The sequence below is a fragment of the Pseudidiomarina aestuarii genome (assembly GCF_003987355.1).
GTDB classification, from domain to species: domain Bacteria; phylum Pseudomonadota; class Gammaproteobacteria; order Enterobacterales; family Alteromonadaceae; genus Pseudidiomarina; species Pseudidiomarina aestuarii.
Window position 1 is genome coordinate 646,833 of sequence record NZ_PIPR01000001.1, and the last position, 20,814, is coordinate 667,646.

Sequence of the window (20,814 nt, forward strand, 5' to 3'; positions counted from 1 at the left end):
CTTTGGAAACAGGTACGCTTATTTCATTAGCGCTCTATTTCATAGCGATGCTAGGTATTGGTCTCTATGCCTACAAAACATCTACCGATGATGTATCTGGTTACATGCTCGGAGGCCGTTCATTAGGTCCTGGTGTGACTGCTCTCAGTGCTGGCGCCTCGGACATGAGCGGCTGGATGCTGATGGGCCTACCCGGCGCCATTTACGTCTCAGGTGTTTCACAACTTTGGATAGCCGTCGGTTTAATTGTTGGTGCCTGGCTCAATTACATAGTTGTGGCACCACGACTGCGGATGTACACCGAGGTCGCTAACGACTCGATTACTATTCCTGATTTCTTCGCCAATCGATTTGACGATCGCTCGCGTGCACTGCGGGTATTTTCATCACTCGTTATTATCGTGTTCTTTACCTTATATACCTCGGCCAGCTTGGTCGCCGGTGGTAAGCTCTTCGATAGCTCTTTTGGTATGGATTATAGTACTGGACTTTGGGTCACAGCTGGCGTGGTGTGCGCTTATACCCTATTCGGTGGCTTTCTAGCCGTGAGTATGACCGACTTTGTGCAAGGTTGTATCATGATCGTTGCCCTCGTCTTGGTACCTATTGTTGCGATATTCGACTTGGGTGGCATGACACAAGTCACCAATACCGTTCGCGATATCAACCCAGACTTCCTGAGTTTCTTTAGGGATGGAGCCATCGCCGACTCTATGGTGAACCAACTGTCGTTTCTCGGCATTATATCCCTCCTCGCGTGGGGCCTAGGATACTTTGGTCAGCCCCATATTATCGTTCGCTTTATGGCGATTCGTTCGGTCAAGGACATTCCTACTGCACGTCGGATTGGAGTCAGCTGGATGATTGTCTCGATTATCGGTGCCATGGTAACCGGTTTTGTCGGGATTGCTTATGTCGCTGAAACGCGGATGACGCTGCCGGATCCAGAAACGATCTTCATTATCTTCTCGCAGTTCCTCTTCCATCCGCTCATCGGTGGTTTCCTCTTAGCAGCAATTCTTGCGGCCATTATGAGTACCATTTCATCACAACTCTTGGTCACGTCGAGCTCGTTGACCGAGGACTTCTATAAGGCATTCTTGCGCCGTGATGCATCGGATCGTGAGCTCGTACGAGTGGGTCGTATTTCAGTCCTCGTAGTGTCATTAGTTGCAATTTACTTGGCTTGGGACCCGGATTCGACCATTCTAGGTCTCGTTGCTAATGCCTGGGCTGGCTTTGGAGCTGCCTTTGGACCAGTGATCATTCTCAGCTTGTATTGGAAGCGTATGAATCGACACGGAGCCTTAGCGGGCATGTTGATTGGTGCCGCAACCGTGCTGTTCTGGATCTACGCACCAGTACTTGCGGATGGTCAAACGCTTTCGAGCGTTGTGTATGAAATCATCCCAGGTTTCGTTCTGTGCACCGTGGCAATCGTGGTCGTCAGTCTCTTGACTGCACCACCGATACAGTCGCAGCAAGATACCTTTGCAGAAATGGAAAAACGACTAGAGAACTAGTCTCGTTTGTACAAAAAGGCCCAGATGCTCATCACATCTGGGCCTTTTTTGTGAACAGTGAACAGTGAACCGTAAACAGTGAACAGAAACAAAAAATAGGATTAGCCGCGGCGTTCGACGTATTGTGCTAACTCGTCCATGATAAAACTCTCCATTTTCATGGTTGTTTCATACCCAACTTCAATGGCTTCCGTACCTCGTTCAAATTCGAGTAAGCCAATATGACCCAACTTGGGCTGAATAAGAACATCAGGAGGGTCACCGGCAATACGTGCTTTGGTGATGCGTTCCTGCATAATATCAATTGCACCCGACATGACACCCAACATACCCGGCGCTTTGTGGTCAGGGCCATTAAACTTCTCTTTGACCGAATCCCAGTATTGAGAACTGGTGCTAATAAAGTTCTTAAAGAAACCTTCGTCATGTTCGTTATTTGGCTCATCTGATTCCATTTCAGAAGGATTCGGAGCCTTTTGACCATGAATATCAGCCATTGGATTCACCTCAAGATGCGACTGAGGAGCACGATGCTTTTTGCGTGTTTCCACGCCTGACGTGGTCAACTGAGAATTCAAATGAACCGCAATGACAAAATCAGCCCCAAGCGCACGACAAAGCGAGACAGGAACAGGGTTTACCAAAGCACCGTCCACCATCCATCGTCCTTCGTGAGCAGCCGGCGCCAGAAGCCCTGGCATTGCGCATGAGGCCCGCGCAGCATGATAGATGTCACCAGCTCGAATCCATACTTCGCGCCCCGTATAGAGATCAGTCGCGACGGCACCAAAAGTCACCGGCAGATCTTCAATATCTGCTGCGCCAAAACGCTCTCGAGCATGGCCGAATACTTTCTCACCTTGAATAATTCCGCCGTGACTGATTCCAAAATCAAGCAGGTTCCATACCTGCCAACGTCCCATGTCTTGAACCCATTCTTCGAGTTCTTCAAGGCGACCAGAAGCAAAACCGGCCCCCACAAGGGAGCCGATTGAAGTGCCTGCGACAATATTTACTTCGATACCCATCTCTTGTAGTGCTTTTAAAACACCAATATGAGACCAGCCTCGCGCAGCTCCTGAGCCCAGAGCTACGGCTACTTTCGCGTATTGCATGTTACTCAGTCCATTAAACTAAATCGTCATCCATTAAATCTACATCATCTGCAGCTGATGTGGTATCCACAGCTTTCTTCTCGCCTTTCACTGGCTTCGCCAAAAGCTGCTCACGAATCAGGCCTTCTATTTCTTGTGCAATCTTGGGGTTCTCACTTAAGAACTTGATCGAATTAGCTTTACCTTGACCAATTTTATCGCCCTTGTAGCTATACCAAGCACCTGATTTATCGACAATCTTCTGCTTAACACCCAGATCAATCAATTCGCCCTCTTTCGAGATACCTGAACCGTACATGATTTGGAATTCAGCTTGTTTAAACGGTGGTGCAACTTTGTTTTTAACCACCTTGACTCGGGTCTCGTTCCCGACCACTTCGTCACCTTCTTTCACCGCACCAATGCGACGAATGTCAAGACGAACTGACGAGTAGAACTTCAACGCATTACCGCCCGTAGTTGTTTCTGGATTACCGAACATGACACCGATTTTCATCCGAATTTGGTTGATGAAAATACACATGCTGTTGGATTTTTTGATATTCGCCGTCAACTTCCGTAAGGCTTGTGACATCAGTCGTGCTTGAAGACCCACATGACTATCACCCATATCGCCTTCAATTTCTGCTTTCGGCGTTAATGCGGCAACCGAATCGACAATCACGATATCAACAGCGCCAGAACGTACTAACATATCGCAAATCTCGAGCGCCTGTTCACCGGTGTCTGGTTGTGAAATCAATAAGTCGGCGACATTAACGCCGAGCTTCTCTGCATAAATTGGGTCTAGCGCGTGCTCAGCGTCAACAAACGCACAAGTCTTTCCTTTCTTCTGAGCTTCTGCAATGACCTGCAAAGTTAAGGTCGTTTTACCACTCGACTCAGGACCATATATTTCTACCACTCGACCAAACGGTAAACCGCCGATACCCAACGCAATATCGAGACTGAGTGAACCGGTTGATACCGCTTCAATATCTAACGTTTGGTTATCTCCCAAACGCATAATCGACCCTTTACCAAATTGACGTTCAATTTGACTTAATGCTGCGTCTAAAGCTTTTTGTTTATCGTTGCTCATGATAGTGTCCGTGTTGTTGAGACGTTGATTTGAGTATACTGTATTTTTATACAGTATCAAGTATTTTTTTATACCCCTGCAATGCTTCCTCAATTGTGGCTTGGCGCACCGCCTCGCGATCACCTGGGAAAATCTTCGACCACGTTAAACACTGGTCAGCCCACGCCAATCCGAACCAAACTAAACCCACTGGTTTTTCTCTGGTGCCGCCATCAGGTCCGGCAATGCCAGTGACTGCAATAACACAATCCACCTGCGTACGCTGCAGTGCCCCTCGTGCCATTGCGGCGGCCACTTCACTCGACACTGCACCAAAGCGCTGCAGGTCATCAGCAGATACGCCAAGCAGCTGTTGCTTCAATTCATTACTGTAGGTGATCAAGCCGCCCTCAAGCCATGCTGAACTACCTGAGATGGCGCTAATAGCATAGCCGATCCCGCCAGCCGTACAGGATTCAGCGGTAGCCACTCGCCAGTTTTTCTGATGCAGCCACAGCCCGAATTGCGCTGCTAATTCTGTTGTGGATTGTGCTAACATGAACTCATTCAACTCCGCGGATAATCGACTCTATACGGATAATAACAGGCATGTCGAACGCTACAACACCAGCTTCAAATTTTTCGTCGCATACACCGATGATGCAACAATATCTGCGCATCAAAGCAGAGCATCCGGACACTTTATTATTCTATCGGATGGGTGATTTCTACGAATTGTTCTATGCGGATGCACAACGAGCGGCGCAGCTACTTGATATTTCTCTGACCAAGCGCGGCGCCAGTAATGGCCAACCGATTCCTATGGCTGGTGTCCCCTATCATGCCGCAGAAGGCTATCTAGCCCGGCTTTTGCAGTTAGGAGAATCCGTTGCAATCTGTGAACAAATTGGTGACCCTGCCACGAGCAAAGGACCGGTTGAGCGGCAAGTCGTTCGGATTCTAACCCCGGGTACTTTGACCGATGAAGCCCTTCTGAATGAACATGAAGATCAGCCCTTGGTGGCCATTCAGCCACACGCAGGCGGACTAGCCATTGCCGCGCTAACCATGGCCAATGGCCGCTTTACGATTGTCGAAGTGAGCACCCTCGATGAAGGTCGCGCAGAACTCGAACGCTTACATCCGGCTGAACTACTCTATCCTGATACTTGGGAGTTACCGGCTAGCATGCAGTTGCGCTGTTGCTTGCGTCGGCGTCCAGATTGGGAATTTGATCGGGATACCGCACAAGCACTACTCAAGCGGCAATTTCAAGTTCAGCATCTCGATGGTTTTGATGTCAGTCATCTGCCTGCAGCTCTCGGTGCCGCGGGTGCTCTACTGAGCTACGTCCGCACCACCCAACGGGGCGCATTACCGCATATTCAATCCATCGTAGCCGAACACCTACACGATACGATTATGCTTGACGCCACCACCCGTCGAAATTTAGAGCTTGTCGATTCGTTAAGCGGTCAGCCAACCGCTCTGGTCGATGTCATCAACCAAACGCATACAGCGATGGGCGGACGATTATTACGACGGTGGTTACAACGTCCGCTCCGGGATCATAGCCACCTGCAAACTCGTTACGACGCGGTCGCTGCATTACAACAAATACCGGCAGCAACAGTCCGGGAGTCACTCCGTGCAATTGGTGATCTCGAGCGGGTTCTTACACGGGTTGCCTTGCGCACTGCGCGGCCCCGCGATTTAACACGATTACGTGCAGCCTTTACCGCATTGCCCACCCTACACGAACAATTAACAACGCCAGCCTTGCGACGTTGGCAGCAAGCCATGTCGCTCCAGCCCGACTTAGTTAAGTTGCTCGAGCGTGCACTTGTTGAACAACCACCACAGCTGATTCGTGATGGCGGTGTGATTGCTGATGGCTATGACGATGAACTTGATGAACAACGTGGCCTGGCTGCTGGAGCCACTGATTTTCTGCAGCATATTGAACAACGCGAGCGCGCACGAACAGGAATTCATACGCTGAAAGTAGGTTATAACCGTGTCCATGGATATTACCTCGAGGCAAGCCGTGCTGCTGGTCACCAAATCCCAGCTGACTACCAACGCCGCCAAACTCTGAAGAATGCAGAGCGCTACATTATTCCAGAACTAAAAACCTACGAAGATAAAGTACTGCAGAGCCAAAGCCGTGCCTTGGCCCGCGAAAAATGGCTGTATGAGCAACTGCTCGAGTGCATCGCTGAGCCCTTACCGCAACTCCAACAAACCGCACAGGCTATCGCGGAAATTGATGTTCTCAACAGCTTTGCTCGGCAAGCTGAAGAATACCACTACGTTGCGCCAGAACTCACCACAGAAGAGACAATGATTCAGATACGTTGTGGTCGTCATCCGGTTATTGAGACGGTCAGTTCAGAGCCTTTTATAGCTAATGATGCAGACTTATCGTCAGCCCAGCGGTTGCTATTGATTACCGGCCCCAATATGGGGGGGAAATCAACCTACATGCGGCAAATCGCTTTACTCACTATCATGGCGCACTGTGGGAGTTTTGTGCCTGCGGAAGCTGCCACATTTGGTCCTATTGACCGTATTTTTACCCGTATTGGCGCCTCCGATGATTTAGCCTCTGGCCGTTCCACGTTTATGGTGGAAATGACCGAAGCAGCGACCATTTTGCACAACGCAACCGCGCAAAGCTTGGTCTTAATGGATGAAATTGGCCGTGGTACGTCTACTTATGACGGCTTGGCACTAGCGTGGGCTTGTGCCGAAACACTACTGCAAAAAAATCGCGCTCTCACACTTTTTGCAACGCATTATTTTGAGCTGACGCAGACGGTTGGGGCGGAAAGCGGAGCCGTTAATTTGCATGTGGAAGCGGTTGAGCACGGTGATTCGATTGCTTTTAAACATCAAGTTGTCACGGGTGCAGCAAGCAAAAGTTTTGGTGTCCATGTGGCACAACTGGCAGGCATTCCAAAAGCAGTGATTAACGCAGCTCGAAAGCATCTTCAAACCTTAGAGGAAAAGTCTTTAGCGGCTGCTGGTGAGGTGCCTACACCGACGCAACAGCCTCAACAGGAGGCAATTCACCCTGTGGTTCAGGCTCTGCAAACACTCAACATCAACGAATTGACACCCATAGCTGCGTTACAGCAGTTGGAACTCTTGCAGCGCCTTGCAACGGACCGAGAACAAGACTAAGAAAAATCAATTGCGGTGAAACAGCGCATCCAAGCTGAGACCTTGTTGCCGCAACATATCGCGAAGACGGCGTAGCGCTTCTACCTGAATTTGCCTGACCCGTTCACGGGTGAGGCCGATTTCCCGACCGACATCTTCGAGAGTGGCGGGTTCGTGCCCCATCAAGCCGAATCGACGGGCCAGGACTTCACGTTGTTTGGTATTCAGATTCGCCAGCCAATCAATAATGTTTTCGCGTAGGTCGTTATCTTGCAGCACCCCCTCCGGACCGAAGTCGTTCTCATCAGATAACATATCGACTAAGGCTTTATCGTTGTCACTTCCACCCATCGGCGTATCGACCGACGATACACGCTCATTGAGTCGCAGCATTCGGCTGACTTCTGCAACCGTGACATCCATCTTGGCCGCTATGTCCTCAGCGGTAGGCTCATGGTCAAGTGTATGGGCGAGTTCGCGTGAAGCGCGCAAGTAAGAATTGAGTTCTTTAACCACATGAATAGGGAGGCGAATCGTACGGGTTTGATTCATGATGGCACGTTCGATCGTCTGTCGAATCCACCATGTCGCGTAAGTTGAAAACCGAAAACCACGCTCTGGGTCAAATTTCTCGACCGCACGAATGAGACCTAAATTGCCCTCTTCGACTAGATCAAGCAACGCCAATCCACGGTTGGTATAGCGTCGCGCGATCTTTACGACCAAGCGCAAATTACTCTCGATCATTCGCGCGCGTGCCTTCGCATCCCCTTTGCGTGCCAATCGAGAAAAATAAACCTCTTCCTCAGCAGTCAGTAAGGGCGAAAAGCCTATTTCGCTCAGATACAACTGGGTTGCATCCATCTTCCGTTGGTTATTCGCTCGACTTGCAATGATTTCGTCGAACTCACTCTCATCGTCAGACTCAGCCTCGACCTGCTGCATTGCAGAGGTCAGGTCTTGTTCATCGATATCTTCGATGTCTTCTTGACTTCGACTCATTGTGCCCCCCGAGGCAAATAATGCCTTGGATTTACCGACTTTCCACGGAATCGAACTTCGAAATGAAGTTTGACGCGCTCCGCGTCGGTGTCCCCCATTTTTGCAATCTCATCACCTACCTGCACCCACTGTTGCTCTCGTACGAGCAATTCTGAATTATGAGCGTAGGCGGTTATGTAATCATCGTTATGTTTCAAAATGATTAAATTGCCGTATCCCTTCAACGCATTACCGGCATAGACCACTTTACCGGCCGCCGCTGCGAAGACGGGATCATTTTTAGCTCCACCAAAATCTAAGCCTTTATTACCTGCTTCGGTTGTTGAGAACTCTCGAATAACTGGAGCAGTGGCTGGCCAGCGCCAAACGATATCTTTGCTAGCTGGCAGTACTTCTAACGGCTTAGGTAAAACCTTTGGTTTGCTAATATTTTGTTTATTTTTAACATCAACATACTCTTTATTCGTTGCTGAATCAACGGTCTTGGGGGGAGATTTTGTCGCTGAATGGTCGATTTCTTGCGCTGGTTGACGAACTGATTGCGGTCCTCCTGGCCTTCTGGACGCGCCCTGCCTTTGCAAGCGAAGTTCTTGCCCAGGATAGATTAGATATGGATCAGCTAACTGATTGAGGCGCGCTAAGTCGCGGACGTCTAGATTAGCGCGAAATGCTATTGAATAAAGCGTGTCACCGCGCTCGACCGTATAGGTGGATCCTGCCAATGAAGCGCGCTCATAATCATGAATAGATGAGCCGGTGTAGACTCGCTTAACCGGAGCAGCATCCTCCCGCTGTGCGCAGCCAACTCCTGTCAGGACACACAGAACAGTAATCAGAAGCGTTCGATTAACGTGTCCATACATAAGCAATTATGGCGATAATCACCATCCCCCAACCGATCCGATCCACATAGGTCCGCAACCGAACAGCCATGGTTGTGCCACCAGTCCGTAATAGCCACGCGACCAAAAAGAAACGTAAACCTCGACTCACTAATGAGCCCATGACAAACGGAATAAATGCAACTTGCAACATACCGCCTGTGACGGTGAACAGCTTATAAGGTAGCGGTGAAAAACCAGCAATGAAAATAATCCAAAAGCCATAATTCTGAAACCACTCTGTCACTGTGGTGAGTTTGTCTTGATAGCCGGCCCACTCAACCAGTGGCAAAACAATAGGATCAAATGCCAACCAACCAAGCAGATAACCAGCAATACCGCCTAATACGGAAGCAATCGTCGTTATACCCGCGAAGAACCAGGCACGTTTGGGCTGTGTCATCGCCATCGGCGCTAACATAACATCCGGAGGAATTGGAAAAATAACCGACTCGGAAAAACTTAGAGCAGCCAGAATAGCTGGGGCACGACGATGCTGCGACCATTGCAGAACCCGATCATAGAGCCAACTAAATAGCTTCATGCCAGCGCTCCCGGAACCAAGGGAACAAACTTCACGTCACCTAATTGCTTTTGTTCATAACTATCACCAAAGCGCCGCACCACATGGAGAGCTTGCCGCTCCGTGCCAACGGGAATGATCAACACACCGCCATCGGCCAATTGATCTAACAGTGCTTGCGGGATAGATTGTGCCGCTGCCGTGACGATAATACCGTCAAACGGTGACTTACTTGACCACCCCTGCCATCCATCACCGTGGCGCATTTGAATGTTATGCAAATCAAGATTTTTAAGTCGCCGTTTGGCCTGATACTGTAATTCGGCAATACGTTCAACGGAATAGACGCGTTCAACCAGTTGCGCCAACACAGCAGTTTGATAGCCACTCCCCGTTCCAATCTCTAATACTTTTTGGCAATGATGCTGCATCAGTAACTGCGTCATTGACGCGACCATCAGCGGTTGCGAAATAGTTTGTCCTTTGCCAATCGGTAATGCAGTGTTTTCATAGGCTTTGTGAGCCAATGACTCGGGCATAAACTGATGCCGAGGGGTGGTCTCGACCACCCGCAATACATTTGGATCGCTAATACCTTGCTGACGCAACAATGTCACTAAACGGCGCGCCATACCCTGGAAATTCTGGATCATCATGGCGCCATTTTACTCAACCACTGATCCAAGGTTTCTTGATGCGATTTTGCCGTCATATCCAGACTTATCGGTGTCACCGACACATACCCTTCTTTCACGGCATGGAAGTCCGTACCCGCAGCATCATCTTGTTGTCCGCCAATCGGTCCATACCAATAGATATCGCGACCGAATGGGTCGCGATCATGCACCATGGTTTCTGCTCGATGGCGGCGACCTAAACGAGTCACTCGAATACCTTTGAGTTGTTCATAAGGTACTGAAGGAACATTAATGTTGAGAATCGTATCCATACGCAATGGCTCATCGGCCATGCGACTCACGATTTCAGCAACCACGCGAGCGGCTGTTTCATAGTAATCATGACCGCGCGATCCCATCGAAACGGCTATTGATGGAAGCCCCATATAACGGCCCTCCATTGCTGCCGCGACGGTGCCTGAATAGAGCACATCATCACCCATGTTTGGACCATCATTGATGCCTGATACGACTAAATCGACGTCGTCAGCCAATGGCGAATTGGTACCCAAGTGGACGCAGTCTGTGGGGGTGCCATTTAACGAGTAAAAGCCATTCGGCAACCGCTGGACCCGCAGTGGATTATGCAGCGTCAATGAATTACTGGCGCCACTGCAATTTCGGTCGGGTGCTATAACACGAACCTGAGCGATTTCTTTTAATGCTGCATGCAACGCTTCTATGCCTGGCGCATGAACACCGTCATCGTTACTGACTAATAACTTCATCATATCGTTTTACCTTTTTTAATCGTCGCTCAATTCTACTGCACCATCAAGATTTGCTTTGGCATTGTTCAGTTGCACTATTTCGCGCAATAAGCTGGTCGCAAAGACTCCTGCATCCAAACTAAACTCTAATACAATGGTATTCGCATCAATCTGTTGGTGCTGCGCATCACGCGGGAATGCGAGCAAGGGGCGGCGTGCAGCCTCCACCCGTTGCTGACGCAAACCTTGTAACCAAAACTCATCGCTGCAGGTTTGCTCGAACTGCGCAATCGCACTATCGTTCTGCAGCTTTTCATCACCGGCTAAGGGCGCCGTGAGATGCACATCTCTCGCCGCGAATCGACTTAATAATTCTGCGTCAACCTGCTCAACTCGAAATACTGAGCGGTTCCCAGCCAAACCCAAAACATCGCCCACTTCCGGCAGCAATCGCTGTGCGCTCACGCGCGCGGATGTGACTTGATTAAACAGTAGACTCCGCACGCTGGATAACAGAAAGCTTTGTTGGTTACGGTTTACTCTATACTTTCGGCCAGCCTCAAACCAGCGTTTTGCCTTGGCAATATTGGCACCATCACGACCAAAACGCTGCTCTCCGAAATAATTCGGGAAACCAGACTCAACAACGAGCTTCCAGCGTTCCAACACGGATTCCATATCCTGCACATCGGTCAGACGAATCCGAAAACGATTGCCGTCATGAAAGCCTAGTCGTAATTTTTTCGGCTGCAGCACCGCTCGCTCAACGGCAAATTCAGCATGGTGTAGCGCTTCCCAAACAAGCAGTGCTTGCCCCGGCAGTTGCACCGAAAACCATTGCCAAGTTTCCGCGTGACGATCTTTCAAGCCCGCGTAACTGACTTGGCGCGGTGAAACGCCTGCAAAAGCGGCGAGTTGCTCCGCCACGAATACGGTATTCGCGCCCTTCTTACGCACCCATAGCCACTGATGTTCACCTTCGGCTTCCGTGCTGGGTGGTGTTAATTGTTCGATGACTTGAAAATGCTCGGGCTCTTGCCGAAAGGTTGCTGTCGCTGACGGTTTCCCGTGCAAATAAGCTAACTGCTGATACCACTGATTAAACGCTTCAGAATCCACTCGGTTTCGACTCCAATAACACAACCACGTGGCAAGCAATACCCTCTTCACGACCCACGAAACCAAGCTTCTCGGTGGTCGTGGCTTTCACGTTGACCTGCTGTGTCTGTGCATTTAATAATGTCGCAATGCGGCTGCACATAGCGGCTATATGGGGAGCCATCTTCGGTGTTTGCGCAACAATCGTGACATCCACATTACCCAATCGATAACCTTGCTCTTGGACGAGTGCGTAAGCATGTGAGAGTAACTTAGCACTGTCTGCACCGGCATATTGCGGATCGGTATCCGGGAAGTGACGGCCGATATCACCTAACGCAACGGCGCCGAGTAACGCATCAGTAACGGCATGCAACACCACATCACCGTCGGAGTGAGCGATCAGTCCTTGATGATGCGGAACCTCAACACCGCCCAGTAATAATGGTTTCGTGCCACCGAATTTATGAACATCATAGCCGTGCCCAATTCGCATAGTTATTCCTGTAATATCTCGGGTAATAATGCTGCCGCGATGACCTCGTCACCAGGCTGCGTAATCTTAATATTGGTTCGTCGTCCCATCACTAATCGTGGCTGTAACCCCAAAGCTTCAATCGCTGAAGCTTCATCCGTTAACAGCGGATCATCCAGACCTATCATTCGCCATGCATCTAAGAGCACGGAAATCGAGAAAACTTGTGGTGTTAACGCTTGCCATAGTCCGTCTCGCGGCACGGTCTCTAGCGCATAACCGCTAGCGCTTCCGCGCTTGATGGTATCAGCCACAGGTAAGGCTAAGAGAGCGCCCGCACTGTGCTCGAGACCATGTTCGATCACGGCTGCCAATTCACTCCGAGCAAGACAAGGACGTGCCGCGTCGTGAACGGCCACATAGCGATAGCCAGCGCGTTGCGCTGCGGTGACACCTGCGGCAACAGATTGAGCGCGTGTTGCTCCCCCTTCAACGCGAACGACTGGAATTGTCAGATCTATCTCGAGTTGTGCAAACCACCTATCATCACTAGCCGTGGCAACAAATACAGCACCGATGCGCGGATCACGCGCCATCGCACGGATACTGTGCTCAAGCACAGTAGCATCACCGATATGAAGATATTGTTTTGGGATGGCAGCTTGCATTCGCTGACCAATTCCGGCCGCGGGGATCACGGCTGCGACCGATTGTTGTTTCGTCATGCTATTGAGTTTTTGTTGGTACCACGCGAAAGAAGGTTTCTTGGCGTTTTATCAGTCCGAGCTCGTTTCGTGCTCGTTCTTCGAGCGCTGCTTCACCTTCGCGAAGATCGGCGATTTCGGCAGCCAACACCTGATTCCGCTGTTCGAGGCGGTGATTTGTTTCGGCTTGTCGAGAAACTTCCTGCTGTGTACGCCAGTAATCTGGCAAACTATTTTTGCCAAACCACAGCCGATATTGCAGGCCAATCAGTATGCATAAAAACAGTAATTTCAACAGTCGCATCGGTTTCCCGCTCGAGTTTTCTGTTAGTATACGCACTCCAAACCAGAAGCCCAAGTACTATCCGAATGCCTATAGACTATTTGCTTGCAGCCATGATTATGTTTGCCGGTGCCCTATTGCAGGGAATCACCGGATTTGGCTCTGGCTTGGTCGCAGTACCGCTGCTGTCTTTGTTACTGCCACTGACGCTCATCACGCCGACGTTATCGATTGTCAATTTACTACTCGCCGGCTTCCTCTATTTAAAACTGCACAGCTACGTAACGATTCGCGACTGGCGCCCCCTAGTGATCTCCGGTATTGGTGGGAGTTTAATTGGAACCTTTGCACTCGCCCACATTCAATTGGACTGGCTGCAACGGGGTATGGCTATATTTGTTGTTGTCGTGGGTATTCTGCTCTGGTCTGGTCTGCGCTTTCAATTACCAGCCACAGCCAAGAATCAGAGTTGGATTGGTATTCTCGCTGGTTTCAGTAATGGTGCGTTAACACTGGGCGGGCCGCCCATCGTGTTGTTTTTAAGCAATCAGCAGCTCGCTATATTAACGTTTCGGGCGACCCTAACCGTATTTTTCCTTGCCCTAGCGACGACCAACGTCCTCTCTTTTGGGCTACAAGGACGCTATACCGTGGATCTGTGGCCGTGGGTCACGGTGCTGGTTGCAAGTGCTCTGCTCGGCGCTTGGTGTGGTCACAAAGTTAGCTTACAGCTTCCCGAAAAGTGGTTTCGTCACTTAACCTTAAGCGTTGTTATCGGTGCGGGTCTATTGGTGTTACTGCAGTGGTAAAGCGACTATTTGTCCCACTTTAACGTGGTAGCAAGCAGGACTTCACGCAGACTCAGGGTACGCGGTTCGGTTCTGCCTTTATGATTCCATTGATGCCCACATAAGGCTGGCGTCAGGGATTGGCTATCAGGTCGTGCCAATTGCCAGTGTTGATAGCCTTGATCATCAATTTCGAGCGATTTGCCATCAAAATCAAACCAACCAAATTGATTCAAATGCACGCGCCGCTTGGCAAAATCAATGCGGTCGATCGAATCTAAAACAACCCGTTGTAGGGTTTGATTGAAGTCATAAACTACCGTAACCACGCCAAGTCGAGCGCCTTTCAGTAGCCACGCTTGTAACTTTTTACGTTGGGTTTCGGTGAAGTTTAACCGTGCTTTCTGCGGTGCCTGCCAACTGGCGTTTTGCTGATCCAATTCCAATGGGAACGACTGCTCGAGCATACCCCGAGCAGCTTGTTGGACATAGTATGGGACACTTTTTAAGCGACGCTGCAAACTCACCGTAGAGGCAACATTCAATTGTGATAAAACGAGCAATTCCCGTTCATAGAGCGCTGTGCATAGCTCAGCAAAACCACCCTGCTTGGTCAGCGGTTGAAAAATATCGCCTTGACTCATCATTGTGGTCGGATTCATTGCCCGTCTCGTTACCTTTGTTGCTCTAACTGAGCTGCCTTACGGACGTTGTCGCAGAGTTATTTCGCATTCACTTCTGAGCGACCACGATAAGGCGCTGCGCCTTGCAGCTTTTCCTCGATACGCAACAATTGATTGTACTTAGCCACACGGTCTGAGCGACACAGCGATCCGGTTTTAATTTGTCCGGCTGCAGTGCCAACGGCTAAATCGGCAATAGTTGCATCTTCAGTCTCACCACTACGATGGGAAATCACAGCGGTAAAGCCCGCATCACGCGCCATGCGAATGGCTGCGAGAGTTTCTGAGAGACTACCAATTTGATTAAATTTAATCAAAATTGAATTGCCGATGCCTTGCTCGATACCACGCTTCAGTATCGCGGTATTGGTCACGAACAAGTCGTCACCGACCAACTGCACTTGTGCACCTAAACGTTCCGTTAAAATCTTCCAACCATCCCAATCACTCTCATCCAACCCATCTTCGATGGAAATAATTGGATAGCGTTGGCACAAGCCACCGAGATAATCAGCAAATTCTGCAGCCGTGAAGTGTTTGCCTTCACCAGCTAAGTGATACTTACCATCACGATAGAATTCGGACGCAGCGCAGTCTAACGCTAATGTCACATCCGTACCCATGCGATAACCAGATTGCTCAACGGCTTCTACAATCACGGCCAAAGCTTCCTCATTCGATGCGAGATTCGGCGCAAAACCACCTTCATCACCCACCGCTGTGCTCAAACCACGTTTTTGCAGCACTTTTTTCAATGCATGGAAGATTTCGGCCCCCATCCGCAACCCTTCACGGAAACTTGATGCGCCGACTGGTTGAATCATAAACTCTTGGATATCAACGTTGTTATCCGCGTGTTCACCACCGTTCAAAATATTCATCATGGGTAATGGCATGCTGTATTGACCCGCAGTGCCGTTCAATTCAGCAATGTGCTCAAACAATTCCATGCCTTTGCTCGCAGCAGCGGCTTTTGCGGTAGCTAGAGAGACAGCGAGAATAGCATTGGCGCCGAGGTTTTCTTTATTGGCAGTACCATCCAATTCAATCATTACCGCGTCAATTTTGGCTTGATCAGTTGCGTCTAAGCCCTGCAAAGCTGGAGCAATTCGATCCACAATGTTTGCGACCGCAGTCTCGACACCTTTGCCGAGGTAACGTGCTGGATCACCATCACGCAATTCTAATGCTTCACGCGAACCTGTTGAGGCGCCACTTGGCGCAGCAGCGCGTCCCCAATGACCGTCACTCAAATAAACATCCGCCTCAACGGTCGGGTTGCCGCGTGAATCCATGATCTCACGGGCTTTGATGCTACGAATAGTTGCCATAATTCTAACTTACTCCTTAGACGACGACGCGTGCTCTAGCCGCGTCGTTGCTTCTTATACACACCAGCGGCCTCAATAAAGCCGCGGAATAAAGGATGTCCATCACGCGGCGTCGACGTGAACTCTGGATGAAATTGAGCCGCAACAAACCATGGGTGCTCGGGAATTTCAATCACCTCTACTAGTCGCTTATCGAACGACCAACCGGAGATTTTTAAGCCTGCGGCCTCCAGTCGTTCGATATACGTACCATTGACCTCATAACGATGGCGATGCCGTTCACGAATTTCATCTTCACCATAAAGCTCATGAGCACGTGTACCCTGCTCAAGATGACACGGTTGAGCGCCTAAGCGCATGGTTCCGCCCAGATCAGAGTTCTGATCGCGAAGCTCCTTTTGCCCCTTTTCATCCATCCACTCGTTGATCAAGCCAACGACAGGATGGTCTGTTTTCGGGTTAAATTCAGAGCTGTTCGCACCGGGCAGCATAGCCACGTTGCGCGCGAACTCGATCAACGCCACTTGCATACCCAAGCAAATACCTAAGTAGGGTATTTTTTGCTCACGAGCGTACTGTGCCGCTAGGATCTTTCCTTCAATTCCACGTTCACCAAATCCACCGGGTACTAGAATCGCGTCAACATCGGCTAGTTTGGCCAGACCTTTCGTTTCCAGATCTTGCGCATCAATGTAACGAATATTCACGGTTAAACGATTTTTTAAACCGGCATGGGCTAACGCCTCATTCACGGATTTGTAAGCATCTGGCAATTCAATATATTTGCCAACGAAGCCGACCGTCACTTCACCGCTGGGGTTCGATTCTTGATAGAGAACCTGTTCCCACTCACTCAAATTCGCCTCTGGGCGATCGAGTCGGAAGCGACTGACCACGATTTCGTCGAGGCCTTGTGATTTCAGGATCGCCGGAATTTTGTAAATGCTATCGACATCTTTCAGACCAATGACCGCACGCTCTTCAACGTTGGTAAACAACGCAATTTTTGAACGTTCATTCCCTGGCAATGCACGGTCAGAGCGACAAATCAGAATGTCCGGCTGAATACCAATCGAACGCAGTTCTTTTACGGAATGTTGCGTGGGCTTGGTTTTCACCTCGCCCGCGGCGCCGAGGAATGGCACGAGCGTCAAATGCATAAACAGGGTGCGATCACGACCGACTTCAGTGCCGAGTTGACGGATGGCTTCTAAGAAGGGTTGTGACTCGATGTCACCCACAGTACCGCCAATTTCGACAATCGCGATGTCAAACCCGTCGCCACCGTCAACAATACGTCGTTTAATTTCATTGGTAATGTGCGGAATAACTTGAATCGTTGCACCGAGGAATTCGCCTTTGCGTTCTCGACGAATAATGTCTTCGTAGACACGTCCAGCGGTAAAATTATTCTTACGCGACATCCGCGTGCGAATAAAGCGTTCGTAATGGCCCAGGTCGAGGTCGGTTTCAGCACCATCTTCGGTGACAAAAACCTCACCGTGCTGAATGGGACTCATGGTCCCTGGATCGACGTTGATGTAGGGGTCGAGTTTGAGGATCGTAACCTTAAGGCCACGTGCTTCGAGAATTGCCGCCAATGAAGCTGCAGCAATACCTTTACCCAGCGAGGATACTACTCCGCCGGTGACGAAAATATAGTTAGTTGTCATGTGAGACCTAAGTCGTCAGGTTGATTCGGGAATTGCTTTAAGACGGGAAAATAGTATACCCGAGGCATTGCGATCCGACAATCAAAACTGCGTTATTCATCTTGTTTTACTTTTTGCCAATAGCGTTCTAATTCTGTCAGATTCAAATCCGACGGTGCTTGACCAGCAGCCGAAAGTTCACGTTCAATGGCTTGAAACCGTTGCTGAAATTTTTGATTGGTGCGTCGCAATGCCTGCTCTGGATGAACCTGAACATGGCGAGCCAAATTAATCACAGCAAACAAGAGATCGCCGATTTCACCTTCTAATGCCTCTTGATCACGTTTCGCAAGCTCGACTTCGACTTCGTTCAACTCTTCGCGAATCTTCGCAACGACTGGTTCGGTTGAATCCCAATCAAAACCAACACTAGCGGCTCGTTTCTGCAGTTTCAGTGCACGTAACAAGCTCGGTAGTTGCTCGGGGATATCGGCAAAAACAGTCGACTCTGTCGGCTGCAACTGCTGCTTTTCTGCGCGTTCTTCTTGTTTAATCGCTTCCCACCGCGCTTTGATCTCAGCTTGACTGGGGCGCGATTCGTGAGCACTCAGAGGGGTTCCATCAGCATGGAATACGTGTGGATGACGGCGAATCAATTTCGTGGCCGTTTGCATGGCCACTTCATCAAAATCAAAATGACCTGACTCTTCAGTCAAGCGCGTATAAAACACAACCTGAAATAACAAATCACCAAGCTCATCTTTAATTTCAGGGTAGTGACCATCAGTCAGCGCCTGCGCGACTTCATAGGTTTCTTCAATGGTATAAGGAATCAAACTCGTTAAAGTCTGTTCCAGATCCCATGGACAGCCCGTATCCGGATGACGCAACTGCTCCATCACACGCACCAACGCCGCCACTCCAGGAAATTCTCCTGAACTTGATTTATTGCTTTGTTCGGTCAACGCGATGTACTCCTTTCACCTGATGTAAGCGGCCGAAAATACGTGTCAATGCCTCGTTCGAATCGACAATGAGTGCCAGTGCAATTCGCGCTTGTTGACTCAACGAATCCAACTGCGAATCCAGTTGTACAACAGCTGCTTTTTCGTGTGCCAAGATACTGGTGATATCGTGCAGCAAGCCGGTTCGATCATTGGCATCGATCGTTAAATCAACGCGGTAATTGCCACTCTCACGGGCGCTCCAACGCACCGCGAGGCCGCGTTCTGGGTGTTGTTCGAGAATATGTTCCAATTGTTCACAATCGGCTCGATGCACAGAGACTCCACGGCCTTGCGTTACAAACCCCATAATGGGTTCACCAGGCAAAGGTTGGCAGCACTTCGCAAACTGTACTAACAGGTTACCAATGCCTTCCACAGTGACATCGCTTTGTTTGCCTGCCTTACCGGACTTCGCTGCGGGTTTGGCACGCGCGGTGAGCCGCTCTAATCGCTCTGCCGAGGCACTCGCTGACGACTGCGGACGCAACTGATTGACCACCTGATGCAAGCGAACGTCACCGGCACCAATAGCTGCTAGCAAGTCATCGAGATGCTGCATGTTGAAGCGTTCCAACACCTGTTCCGCATGTCCCACCGGGACATTGATTTTGGCGAGTTCAGCTTCCAGACTCTCTTTGCCGGCGGCAATATTCTTGTCACGATCGAGCTTTTTGAAATAGGTTTGCACCTTACTGCGTGCTCTGGCGGTGTTCAAATAGCCCAAACTCGTATTTAACCAATCACGCCGTGGTTGAGCTGACTTCTGAGTCAGGATCTCAATTTTCTCGCCATTCTGGAGTTGATAGGTAAAAGGTACGATTCGACCATCCACCTTGGCACCAATACAACGATTCCCCACTTGCGAATGGATGTAATAGGCAAAATCGAGCGGCGTAGCACCCGCTGGCAAATCGATGACTTCACCTTTAGGGGTAAATACATAAACGCGGTCTTCAAAAACTTGCGAGCGAATTTCAGCCACTAATTCATCATTCTCGGCCATATCTTCTTGCCACGCCAGCAGTTTACGCAACCACGCTATCTTCTCTTCAAACCCATGCCCTTTGCCCGCACTTGAGCCTTCTTTATAGAGCCAGTGCGCCGCAACACCGAGCTCAGCATCGTCATGCATGGCCTGAGTACGAATTTGGATTTCAATGTGTTTCCCTGCCGGGCCCGCGACTACCGTGTGGATAGACTGGTAACCGTTCGCTTTGGGCGTGGCAATATAATCATCAAACTCGGATGCGATGTGCCGAAATAAACTGTGTACAACGCCCAGTGCCGCATAACAATCTTTAAGACTGCGAGTGATAATACGGACTGCCCGTATATCGTATAACTGGTCGAACCCTAGATGCTTTTTCTGCATCTTTCGCCAGATCGAATAGATATGTTTCGGACGCCCATAAATGTCGGCTTCAACGCCCTCATCTAAAAGTCGGGCTTGCACTTGTTGCACAAAATCTTGAATGTACGTTTCACGGTCGACACGGCGTTCGTGCAATTGTTGAGCAATAGCCTTGTAGGTTTCTGGATTTAAATAGCGAAAGGAAAGATCTTCGAGCTCCCACTTGAGTTGTCCAATCCCCAAGCGATTGGCGAGCGGTGCGTATATTTCTTGGCATTCCTTGGCAGCGAGGACTCGTGTTTCTTCATCCAGACTTTTCACCTCGCGCAAGAAGCAGACTCGCTCGGCAAGCTTTATTAGTACCGCTCGAACATCGGCCACCATAGCCAATAACATGCGCCGCACATTATCAATTTGCGCCGTATTGGGTTTGCCGTGCTGGAAGTGCTGCAGTTCACTGATGGTCTGCATTTGCTGAACGGCTTGAATCAATTGGATGATAGGACCACTGGTTTGTTGTTCAACCACTTCTAATTGAATCACACCGGCTTCTAAAGCGGGTTCGAACAGGGCGGCTACCAATGAATCATGATCAAGATTCAATGTTCCTAGTATTTCTACCATCTCCTGCCCTTTTAAGAGCAAGTCAGGTCGATTTTTGCAGTGCGAGGAGAGCCATTCCGAGTGCGCTTTGATGGCTTCTGCGCGCGCACTAGCAGGCACAGCAGCTAACCAATTCCCATGTTGCTGCGGCTTATCGACATGGGTACTTCTGACCAACACCAC

General features: G+C 49.8%; 20 protein-coding genes. 3 read left to right on the forward strand and 17 right to left on the reverse strand.

All coding sequences use genetic code 11. The features are described 5' to 3' along the window. The first annotated feature begins 2 nt into the window (after positions 1-2). Positions 3-1,523 (forward strand): sodium/proline symporter PutP, encoded by a 1,521-nt coding sequence (gene putP, locus CWE22_RS02980; RefSeq protein ID WP_169929898.1) that lies wholly within the window; start codon positions 3-5, stop codon positions 1,521-1,523. A 101-nt stretch (positions 1,524-1,624) separates the two neighbouring features. On the opposite strand, the gene CWE22_RS02985 is transcribed toward putP, so the two are convergent. The 3 genes from CWE22_RS02985 to CWE22_RS02995 are packed head-to-tail and all read right to left on the reverse strand — an operon-like array spanning position 1,625 to position 4,257. Next, positions 1,625-2,638, reverse strand: a complete 1,014-nt coding sequence (locus tag CWE22_RS02985) for a patatin-like phospholipase family protein (RefSeq protein WP_169929899.1) — start codon at positions 2,636-2,638, stop codon at positions 1,625-1,627. A 13-nt stretch (positions 2,639-2,651) separates the two neighbouring features. Continuing rightward, complete coding sequence (gene recA / locus CWE22_RS02990) at positions 2,652-3,719, reverse strand: recombinase RecA (RefSeq protein WP_169929900.1); 1,068 nt, start codon at positions 3,717-3,719, stop codon at positions 2,652-2,654. A 46-nt stretch (positions 3,720-3,765) separates the two neighbouring features. Beyond that, entirely contained in the window at positions 3,766-4,257 is a 492-nt protein-coding gene (locus tag CWE22_RS02995; RefSeq protein WP_169929901.1) for a CinA family protein, read from the reverse strand. A gap of 50 nt (positions 4,258-4,307) precedes the next feature. Between CWE22_RS02995 and mutS the strand changes: the two genes are divergently transcribed. Next, positions 4,308-6,884 (forward strand): DNA mismatch repair protein MutS, encoded by a 2,577-nt coding sequence (gene mutS / locus CWE22_RS03000; protein WP_169929902.1) that lies wholly within the window; start codon positions 4,308-4,310, stop codon positions 6,882-6,884. Between the two features lie 6 nt (positions 6,885-6,890). On the opposite strand, the gene rpoS is transcribed toward mutS, so the two are convergent. From rpoS to ftsB, 9 genes are read right to left on the reverse strand one after another with little or no spacing between them, the layout of a single operon-like run. After that, positions 6,891-7,865: an RNA polymerase sigma factor RpoS gene (gene rpoS, locus CWE22_RS03005; protein ID WP_169929903.1), complete on the reverse strand. Its 975-nt coding sequence runs from the start codon at positions 7,863-7,865 to the stop codon at positions 6,891-6,893. After that, positions 7,862-8,728, reverse strand: a complete 867-nt coding sequence (locus tag CWE22_RS03010) for a peptidoglycan DD-metalloendopeptidase family protein (protein WP_169929904.1) — start codon at positions 8,726-8,728, stop codon at positions 7,862-7,864. The genes rpoS and CWE22_RS03010 overlap by 4 nt, the downstream gene beginning before the upstream one ends. Further along, positions 8,712-9,290: a YqaA family protein gene (locus CWE22_RS03015; RefSeq protein WP_169929905.1), complete on the reverse strand. Its 579-nt coding sequence runs from the start codon at positions 9,288-9,290 to the stop codon at positions 8,712-8,714. Before CWE22_RS03015 ends, CWE22_RS03010 begins: the two co-directional genes overlap by 17 nt. Next, a complete protein-coding gene (locus CWE22_RS03020; protein WP_169931007.1) occupies positions 9,287-9,922 on the reverse strand; it encodes a protein-L-isoaspartate(D-aspartate) O-methyltransferase in 636 nt (211 codons plus the stop codon). Before CWE22_RS03020 ends, CWE22_RS03015 begins: the two co-directional genes overlap by 4 nt. Further along, positions 9,922-10,677, reverse strand: a complete 756-nt coding sequence (gene surE, locus CWE22_RS03025; RefSeq protein ID WP_169929906.1) for a 5'/3'-nucleotidase SurE — start codon at positions 10,675-10,677, stop codon at positions 9,922-9,924. Before surE ends, CWE22_RS03020 begins: the two co-directional genes overlap by 1 nt. 15 nt (positions 10,678-10,692) lie before the next feature. Then, positions 10,693-11,775: a tRNA pseudouridine(13) synthase TruD gene (locus CWE22_RS03030; protein ID WP_169929907.1), complete on the reverse strand. Its 1,083-nt coding sequence runs from the start codon at positions 11,773-11,775 to the stop codon at positions 10,693-10,695. Next, positions 11,765-12,256, reverse strand: a complete 492-nt coding sequence (ispF, locus tag CWE22_RS03035) for a 2-C-methyl-D-erythritol 2,4-cyclodiphosphate synthase (protein ID WP_169931008.1) — start codon at positions 12,254-12,256, stop codon at positions 11,765-11,767. The genes CWE22_RS03030 and ispF overlap by 11 nt, the downstream gene beginning before the upstream one ends. Next, positions 12,253-12,954, reverse strand: coding sequence for a 2-C-methyl-D-erythritol 4-phosphate cytidylyltransferase (gene ispD, locus CWE22_RS03040; RefSeq protein WP_169929908.1), 702 nt, complete (start codon positions 12,952-12,954; stop codon positions 12,253-12,255). Before ispD ends, ispF begins: the two co-directional genes overlap by 4 nt. Position 12,955: 1 nt before the next feature. Continuing rightward, entirely contained in the window at positions 12,956-13,237 is a 282-nt protein-coding gene (ftsB, locus tag CWE22_RS03045; RefSeq protein WP_169929909.1) for a cell division protein FtsB, read from the reverse strand. 65 nt (positions 13,238-13,302) lie between these two features. Between ftsB and CWE22_RS03050 the strand changes: the two genes are divergently transcribed. Further along, the gene (locus CWE22_RS03050) at positions 13,303-14,025 is read left to right on the forward strand and encodes a sulfite exporter TauE/SafE family protein (RefSeq protein ID WP_169929910.1); all 723 of its coding nucleotides are present in this window, start codon (positions 13,303-13,305) and stop codon (positions 14,023-14,025) included. Positions 14,026-14,030: 5 nt separating this feature from the next. Here the strand turns inward: CWE22_RS03050 and CWE22_RS03055 are convergent, their stop codons facing one another. The 5 genes from CWE22_RS03055 to relA form a co-directional block, all read right to left on the reverse strand. After that, positions 14,031-14,666 carry a hypothetical protein gene (locus CWE22_RS03055; RefSeq protein ID WP_169929911.1) on the reverse strand — a complete coding sequence of 212 codons (636 nt, stop codon included), beginning with the start codon at positions 14,664-14,666 and terminating at the stop codon, positions 14,031-14,033. 59 nt (positions 14,667-14,725) lie between these two features. Further along, a complete protein-coding gene (gene eno, locus CWE22_RS03060; protein ID WP_169929912.1) occupies positions 14,726-16,018 on the reverse strand; it encodes a phosphopyruvate hydratase in 1,293 nt (430 codons plus the stop codon). A 35-nt stretch (positions 16,019-16,053) separates the two neighbouring features. Further along, positions 16,054-17,691 (reverse strand): CTP synthase, encoded by a 1,638-nt coding sequence (locus tag CWE22_RS03065; protein ID WP_169929913.1) that lies wholly within the window; start codon positions 17,689-17,691, stop codon positions 16,054-16,056. 92 nt (positions 17,692-17,783) lie between these two features. Next, positions 17,784-18,635: a nucleoside triphosphate pyrophosphohydrolase gene (mazG, locus tag CWE22_RS03070; protein ID WP_244595940.1), complete on the reverse strand. Its 852-nt coding sequence runs from the start codon at positions 18,633-18,635 to the stop codon at positions 17,784-17,786. Next, complete coding sequence (gene relA, locus CWE22_RS03075) at positions 18,616-20,814, reverse strand: GTP diphosphokinase (RefSeq protein ID WP_169929914.1); 2,199 nt, start codon at positions 20,812-20,814, stop codon at positions 18,616-18,618. Before relA ends, mazG begins: the two co-directional genes overlap by 20 nt.

Excerpts from the sequence above, each read along its gene's own strand:
- CWE22_RS02985 (WP_169929899.1), bottom strand. The coding sequence starts at position 2,638 with ATGCAATACGCGAAAGTAGCCGTAGCTCTGGGCTCAGGAGCTGCGCGA.
- recA (WP_169929900.1), bottom strand. The coding sequence starts at position 3,719 with ATGAGCAACGATAAACAAAAAGCTTTAGACGCAGCATTAAGTCAAATT.
- CWE22_RS02995 (WP_169929901.1), bottom strand. The coding sequence starts at position 4,257 with ATGTTAGCACAATCCACAACAGAATTAGCAGCGCAATTCGGGCTGTGG.
- mutS (WP_169929902.1), top strand. The coding sequence starts at position 4,308 with ATGTCGAACGCTACAACACCAGCTTCAAATTTTTCGTCGCATACACCG.
- rpoS (WP_169929903.1), bottom strand. The coding sequence starts at position 7,865 with ATGAGTCGAAGTCAAGAAGACATCGAAGATATCGATGAACAAGACCTG.
- CWE22_RS03010 (WP_169929904.1), bottom strand. The coding sequence starts at position 8,728 with ATGTATGGACACGTTAATCGAACGCTTCTGATTACTGTTCTGTGTGTC.
- CWE22_RS03015 (WP_169929905.1), bottom strand. The coding sequence starts at position 9,290 with ATGAAGCTATTTAGTTGGCTCTATGATCGGGTTCTGCAATGGTCGCAG.
- CWE22_RS03020 (WP_169931007.1), bottom strand. The coding sequence starts at position 9,922 with ATGATCCAGAATTTCCAGGGTATGGCGCGCCGTTTAGTGACATTGTTG.
- surE (WP_169929906.1), bottom strand. The coding sequence starts at position 10,677 with ATGATGAAGTTATTAGTCAGTAACGATGACGGTGTTCATGCGCCAGGC.
- ispD (WP_169929908.1), bottom strand. The coding sequence starts at position 12,954 with ATGACGAAACAACAATCGGTCGCAGCCGTGATCCCCGCGGCCGGAATT.
- ftsB (WP_169929909.1), bottom strand. The coding sequence starts at position 13,237 with ATGCGACTGTTGAAATTACTGTTTTTATGCATACTGATTGGCCTGCAA.
- CWE22_RS03050 (WP_169929910.1), top strand. The coding sequence starts at position 13,303 with ATGCCTATAGACTATTTGCTTGCAGCCATGATTATGTTTGCCGGTGCC.
- CWE22_RS03055 (WP_169929911.1), bottom strand. The coding sequence starts at position 14,666 with ATGAATCCGACCACAATGATGAGTCAAGGCGATATTTTTCAACCGCTG.
- eno (WP_169929912.1), bottom strand. The coding sequence starts at position 16,018 with ATGGCAACTATTCGTAGCATCAAAGCCCGTGAGATCATGGATTCACGC.
- CWE22_RS03065 (WP_169929913.1), bottom strand. The coding sequence starts at position 17,691 with ATGACAACTAACTATATTTTCGTCACCGGCGGAGTAGTATCCTCGCTG.